This window comes from Sphingomonas sp. UYAg733 (assembly GCF_054057355.1).
Map to the genome: position 1 here is coordinate 37,367 of NZ_JBSRZE010000002.1, position 18,966 is coordinate 56,332.

At 62.6% G+C, this 18,966-nt stretch carries 21 protein-coding genes; 19 read left to right on the plus strand and 2 right to left on the minus strand.

Going from position 1 to position 18,966, the window contains the following annotated elements:
* Positions 1 to 318: 318 nt before the first annotated feature.
* The 13 genes from tsf to ACVWZA_RS05230 all read left to right on the plus strand — a co-directional run bounded on the left by tsf (position 319) and on the right by ACVWZA_RS05230 (position 11,605).
* Positions 319 to 1,251: a translation elongation factor Ts gene (gene tsf / locus ACVWZA_RS05170; protein ID WP_457310108.1), complete on the plus strand. Its 933-nt coding sequence runs from the start codon at positions 319 to 321 to the stop codon at positions 1,249 to 1,251.
* Positions 1,252 to 1,443: 192 nt separating this feature from the next.
* Positions 1,444 to 2,166, plus strand: coding sequence for a UMP kinase (pyrH, locus tag ACVWZA_RS05175; protein WP_183112805.1), 723 nt, complete (start codon positions 1,444 to 1,446; stop codon positions 2,164 to 2,166).
* 2 nt (positions 2,167 to 2,168) lie between these two features.
* Positions 2,169 to 2,726 carry a ribosome recycling factor gene (gene frr / locus ACVWZA_RS05180; RefSeq protein ID WP_457310109.1) on the plus strand — a complete coding sequence of 186 codons (558 nt, stop codon included), beginning with the start codon at positions 2,169 to 2,171 and terminating at the stop codon, positions 2,724 to 2,726.
* Positions 2,726 to 3,466 (plus strand): isoprenyl transferase, encoded by a 741-nt coding sequence (locus ACVWZA_RS05185; RefSeq protein ID WP_457310523.1) that lies wholly within the window; start codon positions 2,726 to 2,728, stop codon positions 3,464 to 3,466. Before frr ends, ACVWZA_RS05185 begins: the two co-directional genes overlap by 1 nt.
* A 2-nt stretch (positions 3,467 to 3,468) precedes the next feature.
* Positions 3,469 to 4,251 carry a phosphatidate cytidylyltransferase gene (locus ACVWZA_RS05190; protein ID WP_457310110.1) on the plus strand — a complete coding sequence of 261 codons (783 nt, stop codon included), beginning with the start codon at positions 3,469 to 3,471 and terminating at the stop codon, positions 4,249 to 4,251.
* Entirely contained in the window at positions 4,248 to 5,420 is a 1,173-nt protein-coding gene (locus ACVWZA_RS05195; protein WP_457310111.1) for a 1-deoxy-D-xylulose-5-phosphate reductoisomerase, read from the plus strand. Before ACVWZA_RS05190 ends, ACVWZA_RS05195 begins: the two co-directional genes overlap by 4 nt.
* Positions 5,417 to 6,550 (plus strand): RIP metalloprotease RseP, encoded by a 1,134-nt coding sequence (gene rseP / locus ACVWZA_RS05200; protein ID WP_457310112.1) that lies wholly within the window; start codon positions 5,417 to 5,419, stop codon positions 6,548 to 6,550. Before ACVWZA_RS05195 ends, rseP begins: the two co-directional genes overlap by 4 nt.
* A 63-nt stretch (positions 6,551 to 6,613) precedes the next feature.
* A complete protein-coding gene (bamA, locus tag ACVWZA_RS05205; protein ID WP_457310113.1) occupies positions 6,614 to 9,346 on the plus strand; it encodes an outer membrane protein assembly factor BamA in 2,733 nt (910 codons plus the stop codon).
* Positions 9,346 to 10,080, plus strand: coding sequence for an OmpH family outer membrane protein (locus ACVWZA_RS05210; protein WP_457310114.1), 735 nt, complete (start codon positions 9,346 to 9,348; stop codon positions 10,078 to 10,080). The genes bamA and ACVWZA_RS05210 overlap by 1 nt, the downstream gene beginning before the upstream one ends.
* Before the next feature lie 5 nt (positions 10,081 to 10,085).
* Positions 10,086 to 10,568 (plus strand): 3-hydroxyacyl-ACP dehydratase FabZ, encoded by a 483-nt coding sequence (gene fabZ, locus ACVWZA_RS05215; protein WP_457310115.1) that lies wholly within the window; start codon positions 10,086 to 10,088, stop codon positions 10,566 to 10,568.
* A 95-nt stretch (positions 10,569 to 10,663) separates the two neighbouring features.
* On the plus strand, positions 10,664 to 10,891 hold the full coding sequence (rpmE, locus tag ACVWZA_RS05220; protein WP_034159539.1) for a 50S ribosomal protein L31: 228 nt from the start codon (positions 10,664 to 10,666) through the stop codon (positions 10,889 to 10,891).
* Positions 10,892 to 10,986: 95 nt separating this feature from the next.
* The gene (locus ACVWZA_RS05225; protein WP_457310116.1) at positions 10,987 to 11,310 is read left to right on the plus strand and encodes a PilZ domain-containing protein; all 324 of its coding nucleotides are present in this window, start codon (positions 10,987 to 10,989) and stop codon (positions 11,308 to 11,310) included.
* Between the two features lie 73 nt (positions 11,311 to 11,383).
* On the plus strand, positions 11,384 to 11,605 hold the full coding sequence (locus tag ACVWZA_RS05230) for a hypothetical protein (protein ID WP_457310117.1): 222 nt from the start codon (positions 11,384 to 11,386) through the stop codon (positions 11,603 to 11,605).
* A gap of 53 nt (positions 11,606 to 11,658) precedes the next feature.
* On the opposite strand, the gene ACVWZA_RS05235 is transcribed toward ACVWZA_RS05230, so the two are convergent.
* Both ACVWZA_RS05235 and ACVWZA_RS05240 read right to left on the minus strand, forming a co-directional pair.
* Positions 11,659 to 12,078 carry a VOC family protein gene (locus ACVWZA_RS05235; protein ID WP_457310118.1) on the minus strand — a complete coding sequence of 140 codons (420 nt, stop codon included), beginning with the start codon at positions 12,076 to 12,078 and terminating at the stop codon, positions 11,659 to 11,661.
* 40 nt (positions 12,079 to 12,118) lie between these two features.
* Complete coding sequence (locus ACVWZA_RS05240) at positions 12,119 to 12,454, minus strand: cupin domain-containing protein (protein WP_457310119.1); 336 nt, start codon at positions 12,452 to 12,454, stop codon at positions 12,119 to 12,121.
* A 154-nt stretch (positions 12,455 to 12,608) separates the two neighbouring features.
* Between ACVWZA_RS05240 and ACVWZA_RS05245 the strand changes: the two genes are divergently transcribed.
* From ACVWZA_RS05245 to ACVWZA_RS05270, 6 genes are all read left to right on the plus strand, one after another.
* The gene (locus ACVWZA_RS05245; protein ID WP_457310120.1) at positions 12,609 to 13,148 is read left to right on the plus strand and encodes a MarR family winged helix-turn-helix transcriptional regulator; all 540 of its coding nucleotides are present in this window, start codon (positions 12,609 to 12,611) and stop codon (positions 13,146 to 13,148) included.
* 168 nt (positions 13,149 to 13,316) lie between these two features.
* Positions 13,317 to 14,006, plus strand: a complete 690-nt coding sequence (locus ACVWZA_RS05250) for a CerR family C-terminal domain-containing protein (RefSeq protein WP_457310121.1) — start codon at positions 13,317 to 13,319, stop codon at positions 14,004 to 14,006.
* On the plus strand, positions 14,003 to 15,010 hold the full coding sequence (locus ACVWZA_RS05255) for an HlyD family efflux transporter periplasmic adaptor subunit (protein ID WP_457310122.1): 1,008 nt from the start codon (positions 14,003 to 14,005) through the stop codon (positions 15,008 to 15,010). The genes ACVWZA_RS05250 and ACVWZA_RS05255 overlap by 4 nt, the downstream gene beginning before the upstream one ends.
* A 2-nt stretch (positions 15,011 to 15,012) precedes the next feature.
* Positions 15,013 to 16,740, plus strand: coding sequence for an ATP-binding cassette domain-containing protein (locus ACVWZA_RS05260; protein WP_457310123.1), 1,728 nt, complete (start codon positions 15,013 to 15,015; stop codon positions 16,738 to 16,740).
* A complete protein-coding gene (locus tag ACVWZA_RS05265; RefSeq protein WP_457310124.1) occupies positions 16,737 to 17,861 on the plus strand; it encodes an ABC transporter permease in 1,125 nt (374 codons plus the stop codon). The genes ACVWZA_RS05260 and ACVWZA_RS05265 overlap by 4 nt, the downstream gene beginning before the upstream one ends.
* Entirely contained in the window at positions 17,858 to 18,964 is a 1,107-nt protein-coding gene (locus ACVWZA_RS05270; protein ID WP_457310125.1) for an ABC transporter permease, read from the plus strand. The genes ACVWZA_RS05265 and ACVWZA_RS05270 overlap by 4 nt, the downstream gene beginning before the upstream one ends.
* Positions 18,965 to 18,966: the final 2 nt, after the last annotated feature.

Here is an 18,966-nt window from a genome sequence, read left to right on the forward strand (position 1 = left end):
AGCGCCGGTCGATACGTCGGTGACTGCCGAGACCTTCGCTGCGCCGGAAGCGCCTGCTGCCGACGCACCTGTTGCCGACGCACCAGCCCCCGAAGCGCCTGCTGTGGTCGAAGCGCCTGCAGCGGTTGAAGCTCCGGCAGCAGTCGAAGCACCGGTCGAGCCCGAGGCACCTGCCGCCGCGACCGAGCCGGAAACGGCTGCCGAGGGCGAGCGCCAGATCGACGCCTGAACCGTCGCCGGAATGACATGCGGGCGGGGTAGGGCGTTTCAGCCTTTTCCCGCCCGCACCCATATTTAAAGCACAAGAGGAAAATTGACATGGCCGAGATCACGGCAGCAGCGGTGAAGGACCTGCGCGAGAAGAGCGGCGCGGGCATGATGGATTGCAAGAAGGCGCTGACCGAAGCCGGTGGCGACATGACTGCGGCGATCGACTGGCTGCGCGCCAAGGGTCTCGCCTCCGCCGCCAAGAAGTCCAGCCGCACCGCGGCCGAGGGTCTGGTCGGCATCGAAGTCTCGGGCACCAAGGGTGCCGTGGTCGAAGTCAATTCCGAGACCGATTTCGTTGCCAAGAACGTGCAGTTTCAGACCTTCGTACGCGACGTGACCTCGGTCGCGCTCGAGCTTGGCGATTCAATCGACACGATCAAGGCTGCATCGCTCGGCGACAAGACGGTCGAAGAAGTGCTGACCAACAACATCGCCACGATTGGGGAGAACCAGGCGATCCGCCGCGCCAGGCGCCTCGAAGTGACGCAGGGCGCGATCGTGCCTTATGTCCATAACGCGGCCGCCCCCGGCCTTGGCAAGATCGGCGTGCTCGTCGCGCTCGAAAGCGATGCGGGCGCGGATGTGCTCGAGCCGCTCGGCAAGCAGATCGCGATGCACATCGCGGCCGCTTTCCCGCTGGCGTTGAGCGAGGACGGCCTCGACCCCGAGATCGTCGCGCGTGAGCGTGCAATCGCGACCGAAAAGGCCGCCGAGAGCGGCAAGCCGGCCGACATCGTCGCCAAGATGGTCGATGGCGCGATCGCCAAGTATCGCAAGGAAAACGCCCTTGTCAGCCAGCTGCTGGTGATGGACGGCAAGACCAAGATCTCCGACGTCGTCGCCAACGCCGCCAAGGCTGCGGGCAAGTCGATCGAGCTCACGGACTATGTCCGCTTCCAGCTCGGCGAAGGCATCGAGAAGGAAACGAGCGACTTCGCCGCCGAGGTCGCCGCTGCATCGGGCGTCAAGCAACCAGCCTGACCCGACATATCCTCTTCCCGACTGTGGGAGAGGGCACCAGAAGGCCAGGGCCGACATGCAGTCGATCCTGGCCTTCTTGGTAAATGGGGTCGACCCTGCGAGCTTCGCGCTCGCCGCCGCCTTCTCGCTTCCCATCGACGGTCCTGCCGACTAAGGTCCGCGCCGCCCCGTCCGCCAGCATGTTGGAACCTTGTGACAGCACTTCGCTTCAAACGTATTCTGCTGAAATTATCCGGCGAAGTCCTGATGGGCGAGAATGGTCTCGCTATCGATCCCGCCGTGACCGCGCGCGTCGCGGGTGAGATCGCGGATGTGAAGGCGCAGGGCTATGAGCTGTGCGTCGTCGTTGGCGGCGGCAACATCTTTCGCGGGCTGGCAGCGGCGGCCAAGGGTTTCGAGCGCGCGACCGCCGACCATATGGGCATGCTGGCAACAGTCATGAATGCCCTCGCGGTGCAGAATGCGCTCGAGCAGATCGGCGTCTCCACCCGCGTGCAATCGGCCATTTCGATGGACAAGATATGCGAGCCGGTGATTCGCCGTCGCGCCGAACGCCACTTGGAAAAGGGTCGCGTGGTGATCTTCGCCGCGGGCGTCGGTGAGCCTTATTTCACGACCGACAGCGGGGCCGCGTTGCGCGCCGCCGAGATGAAGTGCGATGCCTTGTTCAAAGGCACCTCGGTCGATGGCGTTTATGATGCCGACCCGAAAGTCGTGCCCGGCGCGACGCGCTACGACACGGTCAGCTACGATACTGTGCTGGCCAAGAATCTGAAGGTAATGGACGCCAGCGCCATTGCGCTTTGTCGCGACAACAATATTCCGATCGTCGTTTTCAACATTCGCGAACATGGCAATTTTGCCGCTGTTCTGGCGGGTGAGGGCGTATCGACGACCGTTCAGAAGGAGCAATAATCATGGCAGCCTATGACAAGGCGGATCTCGAGCGCCGCATGGCCGGAAGCGTCGAGGCATTGAAGCACGACCTGCAGGGTCTGCGCACCGGGCGTGCGTCGACTTCGTTGCTCGATCCAGTCACGGTCGAGGTTTATGGCGCGCATATGCCGCTCAATCAGATCGCCACGGTTTCCGCGCCCGAGCCGCGCATGCTGTCGGTGCAGGTATGGGACAAGGGCAATGTCGGCCCGGCCGATAAGGCGATCCGTTCTGCCGGCCTCGGCCTCAACCCGATCGTCGACGGCACGACATTGCGGCTGCCGATTCCCGACCTGACCGAGGAACGCCGCAAGGAACTGGCCAAGCTCGCGGGCAAATATGCCGAGGACGCCCGCATTGCGGCGCGCAACGTACGCCGCGACGGCATGGACAGCCTGAAGGCCGACGAAAAGAAGGGGCTGTTCGGCGAGGACGATCGCAAGAAGCTCGAGACCGACGTGCAGAAGCTCACCGACAAGACGATCGGCGATATCGATGCCGCCGCGTCTGCGAAGGAAAAGGAAATCCTCGGCAAGTGATGCCTGTGCCCGCCACGGCCGCGCATCCCGCTGCCGGGACGGCGCCATTGCCACGTCATGTCGCGATCATCATGGACGGCAATGGCCGCTGGGCGAAAAAGCGCTTTCTGCCGCGCTTCGCCGGGCACAAGGCCGGTGTCGAAGCGGTCCGCTCGGTCACCCGCGCTGCCCGGGCGATGGGGATCGAAGCACTGACCCTTTATGCCTTTTCATCGGAAAACTGGCGTCGGCCCGAAGAAGAAGTGAGCGACCTGATGGGGTTGCTGCGCTTGTTCATTCGCTCCGATATCGATGAACTGGTGCGCGAGAATGTTCGGTTGCGGGTCATTGGCGATTACCGGCGTTTCTCCGCCGACCTCGTCCAGCAGGTGAATGACGCGATCGCGCGGACGGCCGGAAATACCGGGCCGATCCTGGTCATTGCACTTAATTATGGTGCGCAAGCCGAAATTGCCGCGGCGGCGCGGCGGCTCGCGGCAAAAGTCCGTGAGGGTGTGCTCGATATCGCCGCGATCAACGAGGCAGCGATCGAGGCGGAACTCGACACCAACGACTTGCCGCCACTCGACCTGCTCATTCGCACCTCGGGCGAGATCAGGCTGTCCAACTTCCTGCTGTGGCAAGCGGCCTATGCCGAATTGCTTTTCGTCGATACCCTCTGGCCTGATTTCGACGCAGCCGCGCTGGACAAGGCGGTCGCCGAATTCGGCCAGCGTCAGCGGCGCTTCGGCGGCCTTTGACCATGCAAACCTCGGACCTCGGGCTGCGTGCGGCGGTCGGCATATTGCTTATCGCCGTAGCGGCACTGGCATTGTGGGGCGGCGGGATCGGTTTCTGGCTTCTTTGCGTCGTGCTGGCGCTGTTGATGATGGCGGAATGGGCCGATCTCGACGGGGTCGATCGCAAGACCCGTCGCATGGCGCAGTTCGCACTGTCGATTCCGCTGGCGCTGATGGCACCGGCGTCGCTGATCATCGAAGTCCATTACTTCTTTACACTCGGGTTGCTTGCCGGTGCGGCGTTCTTCATCGCCATCGTGACCAGGCGGCCGACTTTGGCGGCAGGGGTGGTCTATTGCGGGTTACCAGTGCTCGCTTTGGTGTTCATCCGCCGCCAGGATGAAGGCATCGTCTATGCGCTCTGGGCGCTGGCGCTGGTCTGGGCATGTGACATCGGCGCCTATTTCACTGGCCGCGCGATTGGCGGGCCCAAGCTATGGCCCGCGATCAGCCCGAACAAGACCTGGGCCGGCCTGATCGGCGGTGTGGTGCTGGCGAGCCTGTTCGCGCTGTTCATGCATGTTCAGTATGGACTGCCGTGGCGCATGACGCTGGCAACGCCGGTCCTCGCGGTGCTGGCGCAGGGCGGCGACCTGTTCGAAAGCTGGTTGAAACGCCGGGCAGGGGTCAAGGATAGCGGCAATATCCTGCCCGGGCATGGCGGCGTGCTCGACCGGCTCGACGGGCTTGTCCCGGTCGCACCGCTCGCCGCGTTGCTCGTCATCCTGCCGCGATTCTATACGTGAAGACGGTTACGATCCTTGGCGCGACCGGATCGGTCGGGAGTTCGACACTCGACCTGATCGAACGTGAACCCGAACGATTTCAGGTGCTCGCGCTGACCGCCAATTGCGATGTTGAAAAGCTGGCCAAGGCGGCGATCCGCACCAACGCCCGTCGCGCCGTGGTCGCGGACGAAAGCTGCCTTCCGGCGCTGCGCGACGCACTCGTCGGAACCGGCATCGAAACAGCGGGCGGTGCCGGGGCACTGCTGGAGACCGCAGCGATGGGCGCGGACTGGACGATGGCGGCGATCGTCGGCTGTGCCGGGCTCGAACCGGTTATGGCCGCGGTCGAGCAGGGCGGCACGGTGGTGCTCGCCAACAAGGAGCCGCTGGTATCGGCGGGCGACGTGATCCTCGCCGCCGCCAAGCGCCATGGCGCGACGCTGCTGCCGGCGGATTCCGAACACAATGCCATCTTTCAGTGCTTCGATTTCGAACGACCGGAGGCGATCCGCCGAATCATCCTGACCGCGAGCGGGGGGCCGTTTCGCGACTGGTCGATCGAGCAGATGCGCGGCGTGACGCCCGAACAGGCGGTCGCCCATCCCAATTGGTCGATGGGCGCGAAGATCTCGATCGATTCGGCGACCTTGATGAACAAGGGACTCGAACTGATCGAAGCGGCGCGACTGTTCCCGCTGCCGCACGACCGGATCGAGATCATCCTGCACCGTCAGTCGGTGATCCATTCGCTGGTCGATTATGTCGATGGATCGGTGCTCGCGCAGCTCGGCCCGCCCGATATGCGCACGCCGATCGCACATTGCCTCGCCTGGCCCGACCGCATGGCGACGCCGATGGCGCCGCTCGATCTGGTCGCGATCGGTCGACTCGACTTCGAAGCACCCGACCCGGTGCGCTTTCCGGCGCTGCGGTTGGCGCGAGAAGCACTCGACGCAGGTGGTGCCCGACCGGCAATCCTCAATGCCGCCAATGAGATTGCCGTGGCATCGTTCCTGGATCGCCGCATCGGCTTCCTCGAAATTGCCGCAATCGTCGCTGATACGCTTGATCGTTACGGCCCGCCCGCTCCGGAGACGCTCGATGCCGTGTTGGCAATCGACGCTGAAGCGCGGAGGATCGCGGGTGCCAGAATAGCGGGTGGGCGTGTGAAGGATTGCGTGATTTGATCCAGACCCCAGGCCTTTGGCTGACTATCCTGGCCTTCATGCTGGTGATCGGACCGCTCGTGTTCGTTCACGAGATGGGCCATTATCTTGCCGGCCGCTGGTTCGGTGTGAAGGCCGATGCCTTTTCGATCGGTTTCGGCCGCGAGATATTCGGCGTGACCGACAAACGCGGCACTCGGTGGAAGTTCGGCTGGCTGCCGCTTGGCGGCTATGTGAAATTCGCCGGCGACATGAACCCGGCGAGCCAGCCCGACGCGGCCTGGCTGGCATTGCCGGCAGTCGAGCGTGCGCAAACGTTCCAGGCGAAACCGGTCTGGCAGCGCGCGATCATCGTAGCGGCCGGGCCGGTAGTGAACTTCGTTGCCGCTATCGTGATCCTGAGCGGATTTGCGATGGCATATGGCGAAAACCGCACGCCGCCCGTGATCGCGATGGTAGCGCCGGACAGCGCGGCGGCCCATGCCGGTTTGACAGCCGGAGATCGCATTACGTCGCTCGGCAGCCGTTCGATGGAGACCTTCAACGACATCAGTCAGTACACCGTCTTGCGCCCGCAGGAGCGCGTCGCGATCGAATATCAGCGTAACGGCGTCAAGCGGAGCACCGAAATCACGATCGGCGCGGTGGTTGAGCGCGATCGATTCGGCAATAAATTCCGCAAGGGTCAGCTTGGCGTAGCCGGGGGCAATGGCGTTTATCAGCCGGTTGGCTTGCTTGAGGCACCAGTTGTCGGCGTACGCATGACCGGCGAAATCCTGCGCACTACCCTCGACGGCTTGGGTCAGATCATCAGCGGAAGGCGCTCGGTCAGCGAGTTGGGCGGTCCGCTAAGTATCGCAAAAGTGTCCGGGGAGCAGCTTTCCCTAGGCTTGCCGATGTTCATTTTTCTGATGGCTTTTGTGTCGATTAACTTGGGGTTCATCAACCTCTTGCCAGTTCCTATGCTCGATGGCGGCCATTTGTTTTTCTATGCGATCGAAGCGGTCCGGCGGCGTCCCGTCAAACCAGAGGTCCAGGAATGGGCCTTTCGTGGCGGATTGATGGCCTTGCTTGCACTTATGGTGCTCGTGACGTTCAATGATTTGGGCGCATTAGGGCTGTGGAAGAATTTGGCCGGGTTGATCGGTTGACGCGGTTGAGGCAGGGCAGGCGAATTAAGCGGCCCGCGTAATTTTCTCCGGTTGGGGTGGACAGTGACAGCGATCAAGGTTTCGAAATTCGGCGTACGCGCCACGACAGCGCTGCTTGCGGGCACGATGCTGTCTGGGCTGCCGATTGCGGCCAGTGCGCAGACCGCACCGGCTGCGCCGCCGCAACAGGCTGCGCCAGCTCCAGCCCCCCAGGCCGCCGCGCCCCAGGCGCCGGCACCAGTCGTCGCCCCGGTCACGCGTACGATCAAGTCGCTGCGCGTCGAAGGCTCGCAGCGTATCGAGCCCGACACCGTGCTGTCCTACACCAAGCTGCGCGTCGGCCAGGCCTATACCAACGAAACGCTCGATCAGGGTCTGCGCGACCTGCTGGCCAGCGACTTCTTCGCCGATGTGTCGATCGCCGGCGTCGAGAGCGGCGACATCGTCATTCGCATCCGTGAAAATCCGGTGATCAACCGTATCGTGCTGGAGGGCAACAAGCGCCTCAAGTCCGACAAGATCACCAAGGAAATCAAGCTCGCACCGCGCCAGATCTTCACACGCACGGCCGTCCGCCAGGACATTGCGCGGATCGTTGAACTTTATCGCCGCCAGGGCCGGTTTGGCGCTTCGATCGAACCGAAGATGGTCATGCTCGACCAGAATCGCGTCGATGTCGTGTTCGAGATCAGCGAAGGACCGAAATCCAAGGTCCGTCAGATCAACATCATCGGCAATGAGGTGTTCGACGACGACAAGCTGCGCGAACAGATGGCGACCAAGCAGGCACGCCTGTTCCGTCTGCTCAGCTCGAACACGAGCTACGACCAGGACCGCATGGCGTATGACCAGCAGAAGATGCGCCAGTTCTACCTGACCGAAGGCTATGCCGATTTCAAGGTGACCTCGGCGGTTGCCGAACTGACCCCGGACAAGTCCGATTTCATCATCACCTATGTCGTCGAAGAAGGGCCGCGCTACAAATTCGGCGATGTCAGCGTCGACAGCTCAATCCGCGATTTCAACAATGACGCTTTGGCCAAGAGCCTGGCGATCAAGAAGGGCGATTGGTACAACGCAAAGCTGGTCGAGAATTCGGTCGACAGCCTGAGCGAAGCGGCCGGTCTGTATGGCTATGCCTTTACCGAGGTGAACCCGGAATTCCAGCGCGACCGTGAGAACCTCACCATGTCGCTGAATTTCAACATCGCCGAAGCGAAGCGCTCCTATGTCGAGCGGGTCGACATCAATGGCAACACCAACACCCAGGACAAGGTGATCCGGCGCGAGATCCGCCTGTCGGAAGGCGATGCGTTCAACAGCTTCCAGGTCAAGCGCTCGCAAGACCGGATCAACTCGCTCGGGTTCTTCCAGGACAAGTTCGAGATCAAGCAGACCCCCGGATCGGCACCCGACCGCGTCGTCCTGACCGCCGATGTCGAGGAAAAATCGACCGGTGAGTTGCAGCTGTCGGCGGGCTTTTCGAGCCTTGAGAGCTTCATCGTCCAGGCATCGATCCGCCAGCGCAATTTCCGCGGCAAGGGTCAGGAATTGCGTGCCAGCGTCAATTATTCGAGCTATTCCAAGTCGGTCGAACTCGGTTTCACCGAGCCCTATCTGTTCGACAAGAATATCGCGATCGGCGGCGATATCTTCCGCCGCGACTATAATTCGTTCAACTATGTCGGCGACCAGCGGAAGACGACCTATACCCAGGTGTCGACCGGCTTTCAGATCCGTGCGGGCATTCCGCTCACCGAATATTGGTCATTGTCGGCGCGTTATGGCCTTTCCTTCGACAAGGTCGGCTTGGATAGCCAGTATTTTACGGGAAACACCTGCGATCCCGTGAAGGCCGGGCGTTATCTGTGCGATGCGATCGGCAATCGCGCGACATCGTCGATCGGCTACTCGCTGATCTTCGACAGCTTGAACAGTCGGTTGCGGCCGAGTGCGGGGCAGCGTCTTGTGTTTAGCCAAGACTTCGCCGGTCTTGGCGGCGATGTCCGTTATGTCCGCACGCGCTTCGATGCCGATAAATATTGGGGCATCGGCGGCGGCTTCATTCTGTCGGCGAGCTTGGAAGGCGGCTATATCCACTCGCTCGAGGGGAAGCGTGGTCCGGGCATCGACAAGGTGCGCATCACCGATCGTTTCTATCTCGGCGAGCCTGAGTTCCGCGGCTTCGATATCCGCGGCGTCGGGCCGCGCGTCCGGCGGACCAATTACACGACCGTGGACGGAAAACAGGTCCTGGTGACCGACAAGAACTCGATCATCGACGATGCGCTCGGCGGACGGGCTTATTATTCCGGGCGTATCGAACTTGAAATCCCGCTCAGCGCCGGGGCGCGCGAACTCGGTTTGCGCCCGTCAATCTATATACAAACCGGCGCGTTGTTCGGCATCACAAAGCCATTGGATACGATTACCTTTCCGACAGATCCCGACACCGGCTTTTTGGTTTCGCCGCTGCTGCTCAATGATGCTGGCCAGCAACTTTTCGGCATAACCCAGGCTGATGGTGGTACGATCCTGACAACTTGTCAGTTCGGTATTCCGGATGCTTCGGGGGTCTGCAACGGCGGTTCCGCAAACGCTGTTCTTCGAACCGGGGTACAGCCGTTCAAGGAGGAATTCCTCGGCAATTCGGCCAAGCCGCGCCTGTCGATCGGCGCAGGCGTCAACTGGACTTCACCGTTCGGCCCGCTGCGTATCGACGTTGCTTACGCTCTGCTCAAGGATAAGGGCGACGACACGAAACTCATCACTTTCAACGTAGGGACAGCTTTCTGATGAATACGTACAAGAAGTTTTTGCTGGCAAGCGCGATGATCGCGTCGCCGCTCGTCGTCGCAAGTTCGGCTCAGGCGCAAGTTTCCGGTATTGCCGTCGCCGATCCTGAAGGCGCCATTCTCGGCGCCAAGTCGCTCGAAGCAGCCAATGCAACGATCGGCACCACCTACAAGGCGCAGATCGATCAGGTGCGGACGCGGCAGCAGGCGCTCCAGACCGAATTGACGGCGCTCGCCGCGCCGCTCGACACCAACAAGGACAAGCAGGTTTCCGAACAGGAACTCGCCGCTGCCGAAACCGCGAAGAACCCGATTCTGCAGAAGATCAAGACCGCGCAGGCCAGTGGCCAGGCGGAAATCTCGCGGCTTAACGCGCCAGCGCTCCGTGCACAGGCGTATGTGATCGAACAGATCACCCAGAAATATAACCCGGCGCTGGAAACGGTCGTCGCGGCGAAGAAGATCAGCTTGGTGCTCTCGGCCAACAGCGCACAGTTCGCTCAGCCGGCCGTCGACATCACCGAAGCGATCCGCGCGGAAATCGACCGGGTGCTGCCGACCGCTAACATCACGCCACCGGCCAATTGGCAGCCTGGCCAGCAGACCGTTCAGCTGCTGCAACAATATCAGCAGGCCGTATATGCACAGGCGGTGCGCCAGGCTCAGTCGCAAGCGGCACCGGCGGCTCCTGGTGCAACCAAGCCCCCTGCAAAGCCGCAACCGCAGGGCCGGTGAGCGAGATGAGCGAAACGGGAGTGCCCAGCCCGCTTGATATCGGCCCGCTCGATATTGGACGGGTCATGGCGGCGCTTCCGCACCGCTATCCGATGCTGCTGGTCGACCGTGTCGAGGAATTGATCCTCGACCGGTCGATCGCGGCAATCAAGGCGGTGACGATCAACGAAAGCTTTTTTCAGGGCCATTTCCCTGGGCGCCCGATCATGCCCGGCGTCCTGATCGTCGAGGCGATGGCGCAGGCGGCGGGCATTCTCGCGGTCGAATCGCTCGGGCTCGCGGGCTCGGGCAAGCTCGTTTATTTCATGGCGATCGACGGCGCGAAATTCAGGAAGCCAGTCGAACCAGGCGTTCTGCTGCGGCTCGATGTGGAATTCGTGCAAAAACGGTCGAGCGTGTGCAAATTCGCTGGCCGTGCGACGATCGACGGGCAGTTGGCGGCCGAAGCCAATTTCACCGCGATGATCGCGGAACCGCCCAAGGCCTGAACAAGACACCGGCTCTTGCCGTATCGTGGCGCCTCGTGTAGGGCCCGCGCCTTCGCTGCTGGTCGGAAACCAGCGGTTTTTCCCGGAGATTTGACGTGAAGAAAGACATCCATCCCGATTATCACACCATCAAGGTGCAGATGACCGATGGCACCGTGTACGAAACCCGCTCCACCTGGGGCAAGGAAGGGGACACGATGACGCTCGAAATCGATCCGCTGGCGCATCCGGCATGGACCGGCGGCCGTGGCACGATGCTCGACACCGGCGGCCAGGTCGCACGCTTCAACAAGCGTTTCGGCGGTCTGACCCTCAAGAAATAACGGCTGCCGCGCGCCGTCGTTAACGGCGCGTTAGCCAAGCGGGCATAGGCTCTCCCCAGTTGTCGACGATTCATCGTTCAGACGAAAGGGGAGCCATGTTCGCCGCTGAATACGAACCAGCAGTCGTCAGCAACCGATGCCGGCGCGCCCCGCGCGCGCCGGTTTCGCTCGATGCGCGGATCGGACGGGGCGGACTGGACCGCACCTTGTGCAAGGTGGCGGATTTGTCGATCCATGGCGCCCGAATCCATAGCTATTCGGGATTGCGCAGAGGCGCGGTTATCTGGCTGACTCTGCCACTGCTTGGCCAGGTCGCCGCCACGGTGATGTGGGCCGATGATTTTGAGGCCGGCTGCCAGTTCCATCATGCACTCGACGATGCCGCGTTCGAAACGCTGGCCGCGCTCGGCCCAAGCTAGTTGAAGAGCGCGGCTAGGGCGGTTATGCGCACCCAAGCCGATGTAGGGCCGATTTTCCTCACACGATCGACTGGTGCTGGACGGAAACACGGCGATGAATCTGCTCTGTTCAATCCTGAACCATCGGCGCGACGCGGCGCGGGTGTGGGACGATGGCCATAATTACCGGGCGCCATGCCGGCGTTGCGGCTTCCCGCTGATCAAGGCCACCCTTGGCGACTGGCGCGCGTTCGACGCGGCTCGTAATCATCAAACCGATGGCGCACCGCGCAAGTCACGGCCCAGCAGCCGCTAGAGTTTTGCGATGGCCGGCGAGTATATTCGCCGGCCGTGGCGATTTCTTCGTCGTTACTCACTCGCCGTGGCGAACGCGGCAGTCATGTCCATCCAAACGGCTTCAAAGACATGGCCGTCCGGGTCGGCAAAGGCTCGATTGTACATCCAGCCCATGTCCATGCGGTCGCGGACGTCGGCCTTGCCGCCGGCTGCCGCAGCGGCCTCCGAGATGCTATCCACTTCGTCGCGGCTGTCGCGCGTGAGGGCGATCAGCGTGCCGACGGTTTCCCGCGCATTGGCAATCGGCTTTGGCGCGAAGGTCGCGAAATATTCGTGTGTCAGCAGCTGGAACGTGATCGTGTCGGACCAGACCATGGATGAGGCCCGGTCATCGCTGAACTGTACATTCTTCTCGCACCCGATCGCCTCATAAAAGCGGGTCGCTGCGGCGAGATCTCGAACGGGCAGGCTTGTGAAGATCATCTTGGGCATCACTATTCTCCTTTTGCTACTCTCGGGGGTTGATGTTGCGTCAGAGGAATTCCTGCTCGATCGTGTCGCTGGCATGGATGCACGTGATTTCGAGCCGCCCCGTCCCGACATTCACGAAGCGATGCGGAATGCCGGCAGGCCCGACAAGGATGTCGCCCGGATAACCGCGGATATTCTCGTCACCCACGGTGAACTCGGCCTCGCCCTTTCTGACGATCCAGGTCTCGGTATAGGGATGCACATGCAGGCCCGGCCCTTGGCCCGGGTCATTGTCGACCAGGAAGAACGACACCCCGCTGCCATGATCGTGGCCCTCGAAGCGCACCGTGCGGGTCTGGCCCGGTTGTGGTTCCTTGTGACGAAGGACATCGAGCATATCCGGTCTCCTCTTCATGCAAGATTGCCGAAGAAAACTATCTTGATAAGAAGATATATCTCCATCAGAAATATCTTCCTGTCAAGATATCTTCTCGCGGCGGGATTGATGGTGTAAGTGCAGCGTTCGGCGCACCGGCGCCCCGGGATGAGAAATGACCGACGAAACTGAAGCGACTGACGGCCGTGTCGATGGCGACCATATCGATAGGCTGCGGCGGCAATGGGCATGCGAGTTGCCCGATCTCGATACCGCGCCGATGGCAATTCTCGGGCGGGCCTATCGGCTGTCGAATCTGGTACGCCCTAGCATCGAGGCGACGTTCGCTGATTTCAGGCTCGATCGCGGCGAGTTCGACGTCATCGCTACCTTGCGCCGATCAGGTCCGCCTTACCGGCTGACGCCGACCGAGTTATATACGTTGCTCATGGTCTCGTCGGGCGGCCTTACCCACCGGCTCGACCGGCTGGAAAAGGCGGGACTGATCCGGCGCGAAAAGGCACCGCGTGACGGACGCAGTCTGCTGGTGGCATTGACCGAAACCGGCGCAGCGCTCGCCGAACAAGCCTTTCGCACGGACATGGCGAACGAAGCCTTGTTCCTGGGTGCTCTGGATATGAAGGAGCGAGAGGCGCTTGCGGACTTGTTGCGCAAGCTGATCGTCGGAATCGAGCAGGACATGCGCGAAAGTTGAGTTGCCGCAGTCTAGGCCGCTCACATCAGGTCTTACGGCCCACGACGGAAGGGAGCTGTCGTTACCCTTGGTCGAATTGTTTTCGGCGGTGATCGGTGGGCCATGCCCGATGAACCAAAATGATGCACTGACTTCTCTTGGAACGGCAGACGATTGCGTCGAAACCGATTGACTCGTTCGATCGAACGAATTAAGCTAGCACTTATGGATCAATCTTCAACCGACTCGCGGCTTCTCGATGTTGCGATCGATCATTTCGGCCGGAAGGGCCGTGAGGGCGCCAGCACCCGCGCCATCGCACGCGACGCTGGCACCCCAATGTCCTCCATCACCTATCATTTCGGCGGAAAAGAAGGGCTCTACCTCGCGGCTGCCGACCACATCGCGGCTCGGATGACCGAGTATCTCCAGCCGGCGCTGATCCAGGTGCAGACGCTATGCGCCGACGGTATCGACGTCCGCGCCGCTCGCGCATCGCAGCACGCGATTTTCGGTCGTTTGGTCGAAGTGATGGTCCAGGATGAGACCGCCTCCTTCGCGCGCTTCATCGTGCGCGAGCAGGCCGATCCGACCGCAGCGTTCGACCGCATCTATGTCGGCGTGATGGGCCACATGCTGGAACGTATCTCGGAGATGCTGCGCGTGATCGCTCATGGTCGTCTGACCGATCATGATTCTCGGGTCCGCGCGATGACACTGGTCGGGCAGGTCGTTTTCTTTCGCGTGGCGCGCGAAACAGTGCTCGCTGGCACCGGCTGGTTCGATGTGGGCGCCACTGAAACAACGCAGATCAAACGCGCGATCGCCGCCAATCTGGACGCCATTTTCGATCAGCTGGAAGCCGGGGACCGCTCATGAACCGCCGCCGCATCATCGCGATCATTGCCGTGGTTGCGCTCGTCATCGCTGCGCTCGTGACGCGTGGTTTCGGGCTGGTGGGACGCGACCGCGATGAGGCGCTCGTTCTCAATGGCAATGTCGATATTCGTCAGGTCGATCTTGGCTTCCGGGTCGCCGGCCGGATTGCCGGGATACCTTTCGAGGAAGGCGTGCGCGTGCCGGCTGGCGCTGCACTTGCGCGCCTCGACGCGCGACCGCTCAAGGATACGCTCGCCGCCACAGAGGCGCAGATCGGCGTGACGCAGGCAGAACTCGACAAGCAGCGCAACGGCAACCTCCCTCAGGACATCGCGCAGGCGCAGGCCAAGCTCGCCGAAACGCAGGCGTCGCTCACCAAGGCTCGGAAGGATTATGATCGCCGTGCCGAACTGGTGAAGACCGGCGCGGTCAGCCAGGCGGTGTTTGACGCCACCAGGCAGCAATATGAAGCCGCGCGCGCGCAAGTGGCGGCGGCCCAGCAGGCATTGTCATTGCAGCGTTCGGGCGCTCGGCGCGAAGACATCGAGGGTGCTGCGGCGCAGCGCGCGCAAGCGGTCGCTCAGCGGGATAGGGCGCAGACCGATCTGACCGACGCGGTGCTGCGCGCGCCTAATGCAGGTGTGATCCTTACACGTGCACGCGAGCCGGGCGCGATCGTCCAGCCCGGCGAGACCGTGCTTACGCTCACGATCGACCGGCCGATGCGTGTGCGCGCCTATATCGCCGAGCCCGATCTCAGCCGCATCTCGCCGGGGATGAAGGTGCTGGTCACGGCCGACGGCAATCCGAAAACCTATCACGGCACGATCGGCTATATCGCGCCCACCGCCGAATTCACGCCCAAGACCGTCCAGACCGAGGATTTGCGCGCCGATCTCGTCTATCGGCTCCGCGTCATTGTCACCGATCCTGACGACGCGCTGCGCCAGGGTGCGCCGGTCTCCATAACCGTGCCTGACGCCCGCCTCGCGGCCAGGCAATAGTTATGACCGATGCGGTCGCCATCGCCGACGGCATCGTCAAGGCGTTCGTCAAGGGAGGTACGCCGGCGCTCGACGGCGTGAGCATGACGATAGAGCCGGGCAAGATGACCGGGCTGGTCGGACCGGACGGCGCGGGCAAAACCACGTTGATCCGCATCCTCGCCGGCCTGATCGTTCCCGACCGGGGCGAGGCGCGGGTGTTCGGTAAGCCGGCGACCGCGGCCGACCGTTCGATGATTGGTTACATGCCGCAGCGCTTTGGGCTCTACGAAGACCTCACGGTGATCGAGAACCTGCGGCTGTACGCCGATTTGCGCGCGCTGCCCGCCGATGAACGTGAGGCGAGCTTCAATCGGTTGCTCGATTTCACCGACCTAAAACGCTTCACCGGCCGCCTCGCCGGCAAGCTCTCGGGCGGAATGAAGCAGAAGCTCGGCCTGGCCTGTGCGATGGTGCGCACGCCAAAGCTGCTGCTGCTCGACGAACCCGGGGTCGGTGTCGATCCGATCTCGCGACGCGAGCTGTGGAGCATGGTAAAGGAGTTGGCTGGAGAAGGCATCGGCGTGCTCTGGTCGACCGCCTATCTCGATGAGGCCGAGAAGTGCGACACCGTCACGCTCCTGAGCGAGGGCAAGGGCCTGCATTCCGGCCCGCCCGGTGAACTGAAGGGCAGGCTTGAGGGGCGCATTATCCGCGTATTCGTCCCCGAGCAGGGCCGTCGCATTCTGCTGCGCCGCGCGCTCGATGTAGCGTCGGTAGAGGACGGAACAATCCAGGGCGCTTCGATCCGCCTGATGCTTTACGAAGGCGTACCGCGCCCGGAGCTGAGCGTGCTCGGTGCCCCGATCGATGCCGAGGTTCACGATACCCGACCGCGGTTCGAGGATGCTTTCATCGATCTCTTGGGCGGTGGCCCGCCTGGCACCTCGCAGCTCGCCGAAAGCTATCGGACCGTGCCCGATAGCGACAAGCCGGCGATCGAGGCCAGGGGGCTGACCAAACGGTTCGGCGACTTCACCGCCGCGAGCGACATCAGCTTCGACGTGCCGAGAGGCCAGATTTTTGGGCTCCTCGGCCCCAACGGGGCCGGCAAATCGACCACATTCAAGATGTTGTGCGGACTGCTGACGCCGTCGGACGGCACCGGCTCGGTCGCGGGTTTCGATTTGCACCGGGGCCGCGCGGCCGCGCGCCAGTCGCTCGGCTACATGGCGCAGAAATTCTCACTCTATGGCGAGCTGTCGGTCCGCCAGAACCTCGACTTCTTCGCTGGTGCCTATGGCCTGCGTGGTGGCGAGGCGCGCGAAGCGATCGAGCGTGCGGTCGAGACCTTCCACCTCGATCGCTATCTGAAGACCAATGCCGGGACGATGCCGCTTGGGTTCAAACAGCGCCTCGCGCTGGCCTGCGCGGTACTCCATCAGCCGCCGGTACTCTTTCTCGACGAGCCGACGTCCGGCGTCGATCCGATCGTGCGGCGTGAATTCTGGACGCACATCAATGGCCTGGTCGAAAAGGGCGTGACTGTGCTCGTCACCACGCACTTCATGGACGAAGCCGAATATTGCGACCGCGCGACGCTGATCTATCGCGCCCGGCAGATCGCGACCGGCACCCCCGAGGAGCTCAAGGAAAAAGCCGGCATGAAGGATGCGACGATGGAGGACGCCTTCATCGCGCTGATCGAAGCCTCCGACGACGATGAAAATAACCGGAAGGAAGCGGCATGAGCGCTTTCGCCCCGCGCCGCTTCAGCGCCATGCTAGTCAAGGAATCGCGCCAGATCCTGCGCGACCCATCGACCTTCCTGATCGCGTTCGTCCTGCCGATCCTGCTCATTTTCCTGTTCGGCTACGGCGTCAATCTCGACACCGCGACGACCCGGATCGGCCTTTCGGTCCAGGACGATGGCCAGGCTGCAAAGTCGCTCGCCGGCAGTTTTCAAAGTTCGCGCTGGTTCGAGATCAAGGCGACCGGCCCGGTCGGTCCGATGAAGGCCAGGCTCGTTGCCGGAGACATTCGCGGCATCGTCGTCATTCCTGATGGGTTCAGCCGGAAGGTGGCGAACGGCGGCGGCGACATTCAGGTGATAGCCGACGGATCGTCGCCCAATACCGCGAGCTTCATCTCGGCCTATGCCGAGGGCGTGCGCCAGGCCTGGGCGGCATCGCGCGCCGTCGAGACCGGCGTTCGCGCGGGTGGCCCGCCGGTAGCGGTAAACGCGCGTTTCTGGTTCAACCCCGAGCTCGCCAGCCGCTATTATCTCGTACCCGGCGCGATCGCGATCGTGATGACGATGGTCGGATCGCTGTTGACCGCGCTTGTCATCGCCCGCGAATGGGAACGCGGCACGATGGAGGCGCTGATGGCCACGCCGCTCGGTATGGGCGAGCTCATCGCGACCAAGGTCGTGCCCTATTTCGTGCTTGGCATCGGATCGATGGCGGTCTGCGCATTGCTCGCCGTCAGCGTCTTCGGTGTGCCCTTCCGGGGATCGCCGCTCGCGCTGCTGGCGATTGCTTCGGCATTCCTTGTACCAGCGCTGGGCCAGGGTCTCCTGATATCGGCGGCCACCAAGAACCAGTTCGTCGCGAGTCAGATCGCGCTCCTGACCGCCTTCCTGCCAGCGATGCTCCTGTCAGGGTTTCTCTTCGATATCGCGTCGATGCCGCGCTGGGTTCAGTTGATCACCTATGCCTTGCCGCCGCGCTATCTGATCCCTTGCCTTCAGACGGTTTTCGTCACGGGCGATAACTGGCGTCTGTTTCTACCCAATATCGCGATCCTGCTAGGCTTCGGGACGCTCTTCTTCGGCCTTACCGTCGCCGCTACCCGGAGGCGTGTCGCGTGACTGCCGGGCGCCTCCTGGCCATGATCGTCAAGGAGCTATGGGCGACGCTGCGCGATCCGCGCGCGCGGATCACGCTGATCCTCCCGCCGATCCTCCAACTCGTGCTGTTCAGCGCGGCCGCGACGCTCGAGGTCAAGAATGTGACCGTCGGAGTGTGGGACCGCGACGGTGGCGCGGCGTCGGCCGAGTTCGTCGCCCAGCTTGCCGGGTCGCCCAACGTCAAGCGGATCGTTGTCCTTGACTCGTCCGCCGACCTGCGCGCCGCGATCGACGATCAGCGCGTGCTCGCTGCGGTCGTGATCGACGAGACGTTCAGCCGCGACCTGGCGGCCGGCCGGCCGGCCACTGTCCAGGCGATCCTCGATGGTCGCAAATCGAACGCCGCGCAAATCTTTGCGGGCTATTTGAATGCCATCGCCGCCAGCGTGGGCGCGACGCTGCGTCCGGCCACCGCCAGTGCCGGCGGCGAAACGGTCGTCGCCAACGCGTTCAACCCGAGTCTCAACTATCTCTGGTTCATCATGCCCGCGCTGCTCGTCCAGATCAGTTCGGTCTCGGCGTTGTCGGTGACCGCACAATCGGTCGCTCGCGAGCGCGAGCTCGGCACCTTCGACCAGCTGATGGTCTCGCCGCTGCGCCTGCACGAAATTCTGATCGGCAAGATGACGCCGCCGTTTCTGATCGGCATGTTCAACGGCACGCTCTACCTGATCGTAATCCCGCTCCTTTACGGTGTGCCGTTCGCCGGTTCGATCCTGCTGTTCTATTTGGCGCAGGCCGTGTTCCTGCTCGCGATCATTGGTATCGGCATGCTGGTTTCGGCGGTGTCGCAGACGCAGCAACAGGCCTTTCTCGGCATGTTCCTGGTCACCGTGCCTGCGATCCTGCTCTCGGGCTTCACCACCCCGTTCGAAAACATGCCCGGCTGGCTTCAGGTCGTCGGCCAGGCCGACCCGGTCAAGCACTTCATGGTCATCAGCGAGGGGCTGTTCCTCAAAGCCATGCCCGCCAGCGACGTGTTCGCCAATCTGTGGCCGCTCGCCCTCATCGCCGCCGTCACGCTGACCGGGGCCACGTTACTTTTCCGATCGCGAATGGAGTAACC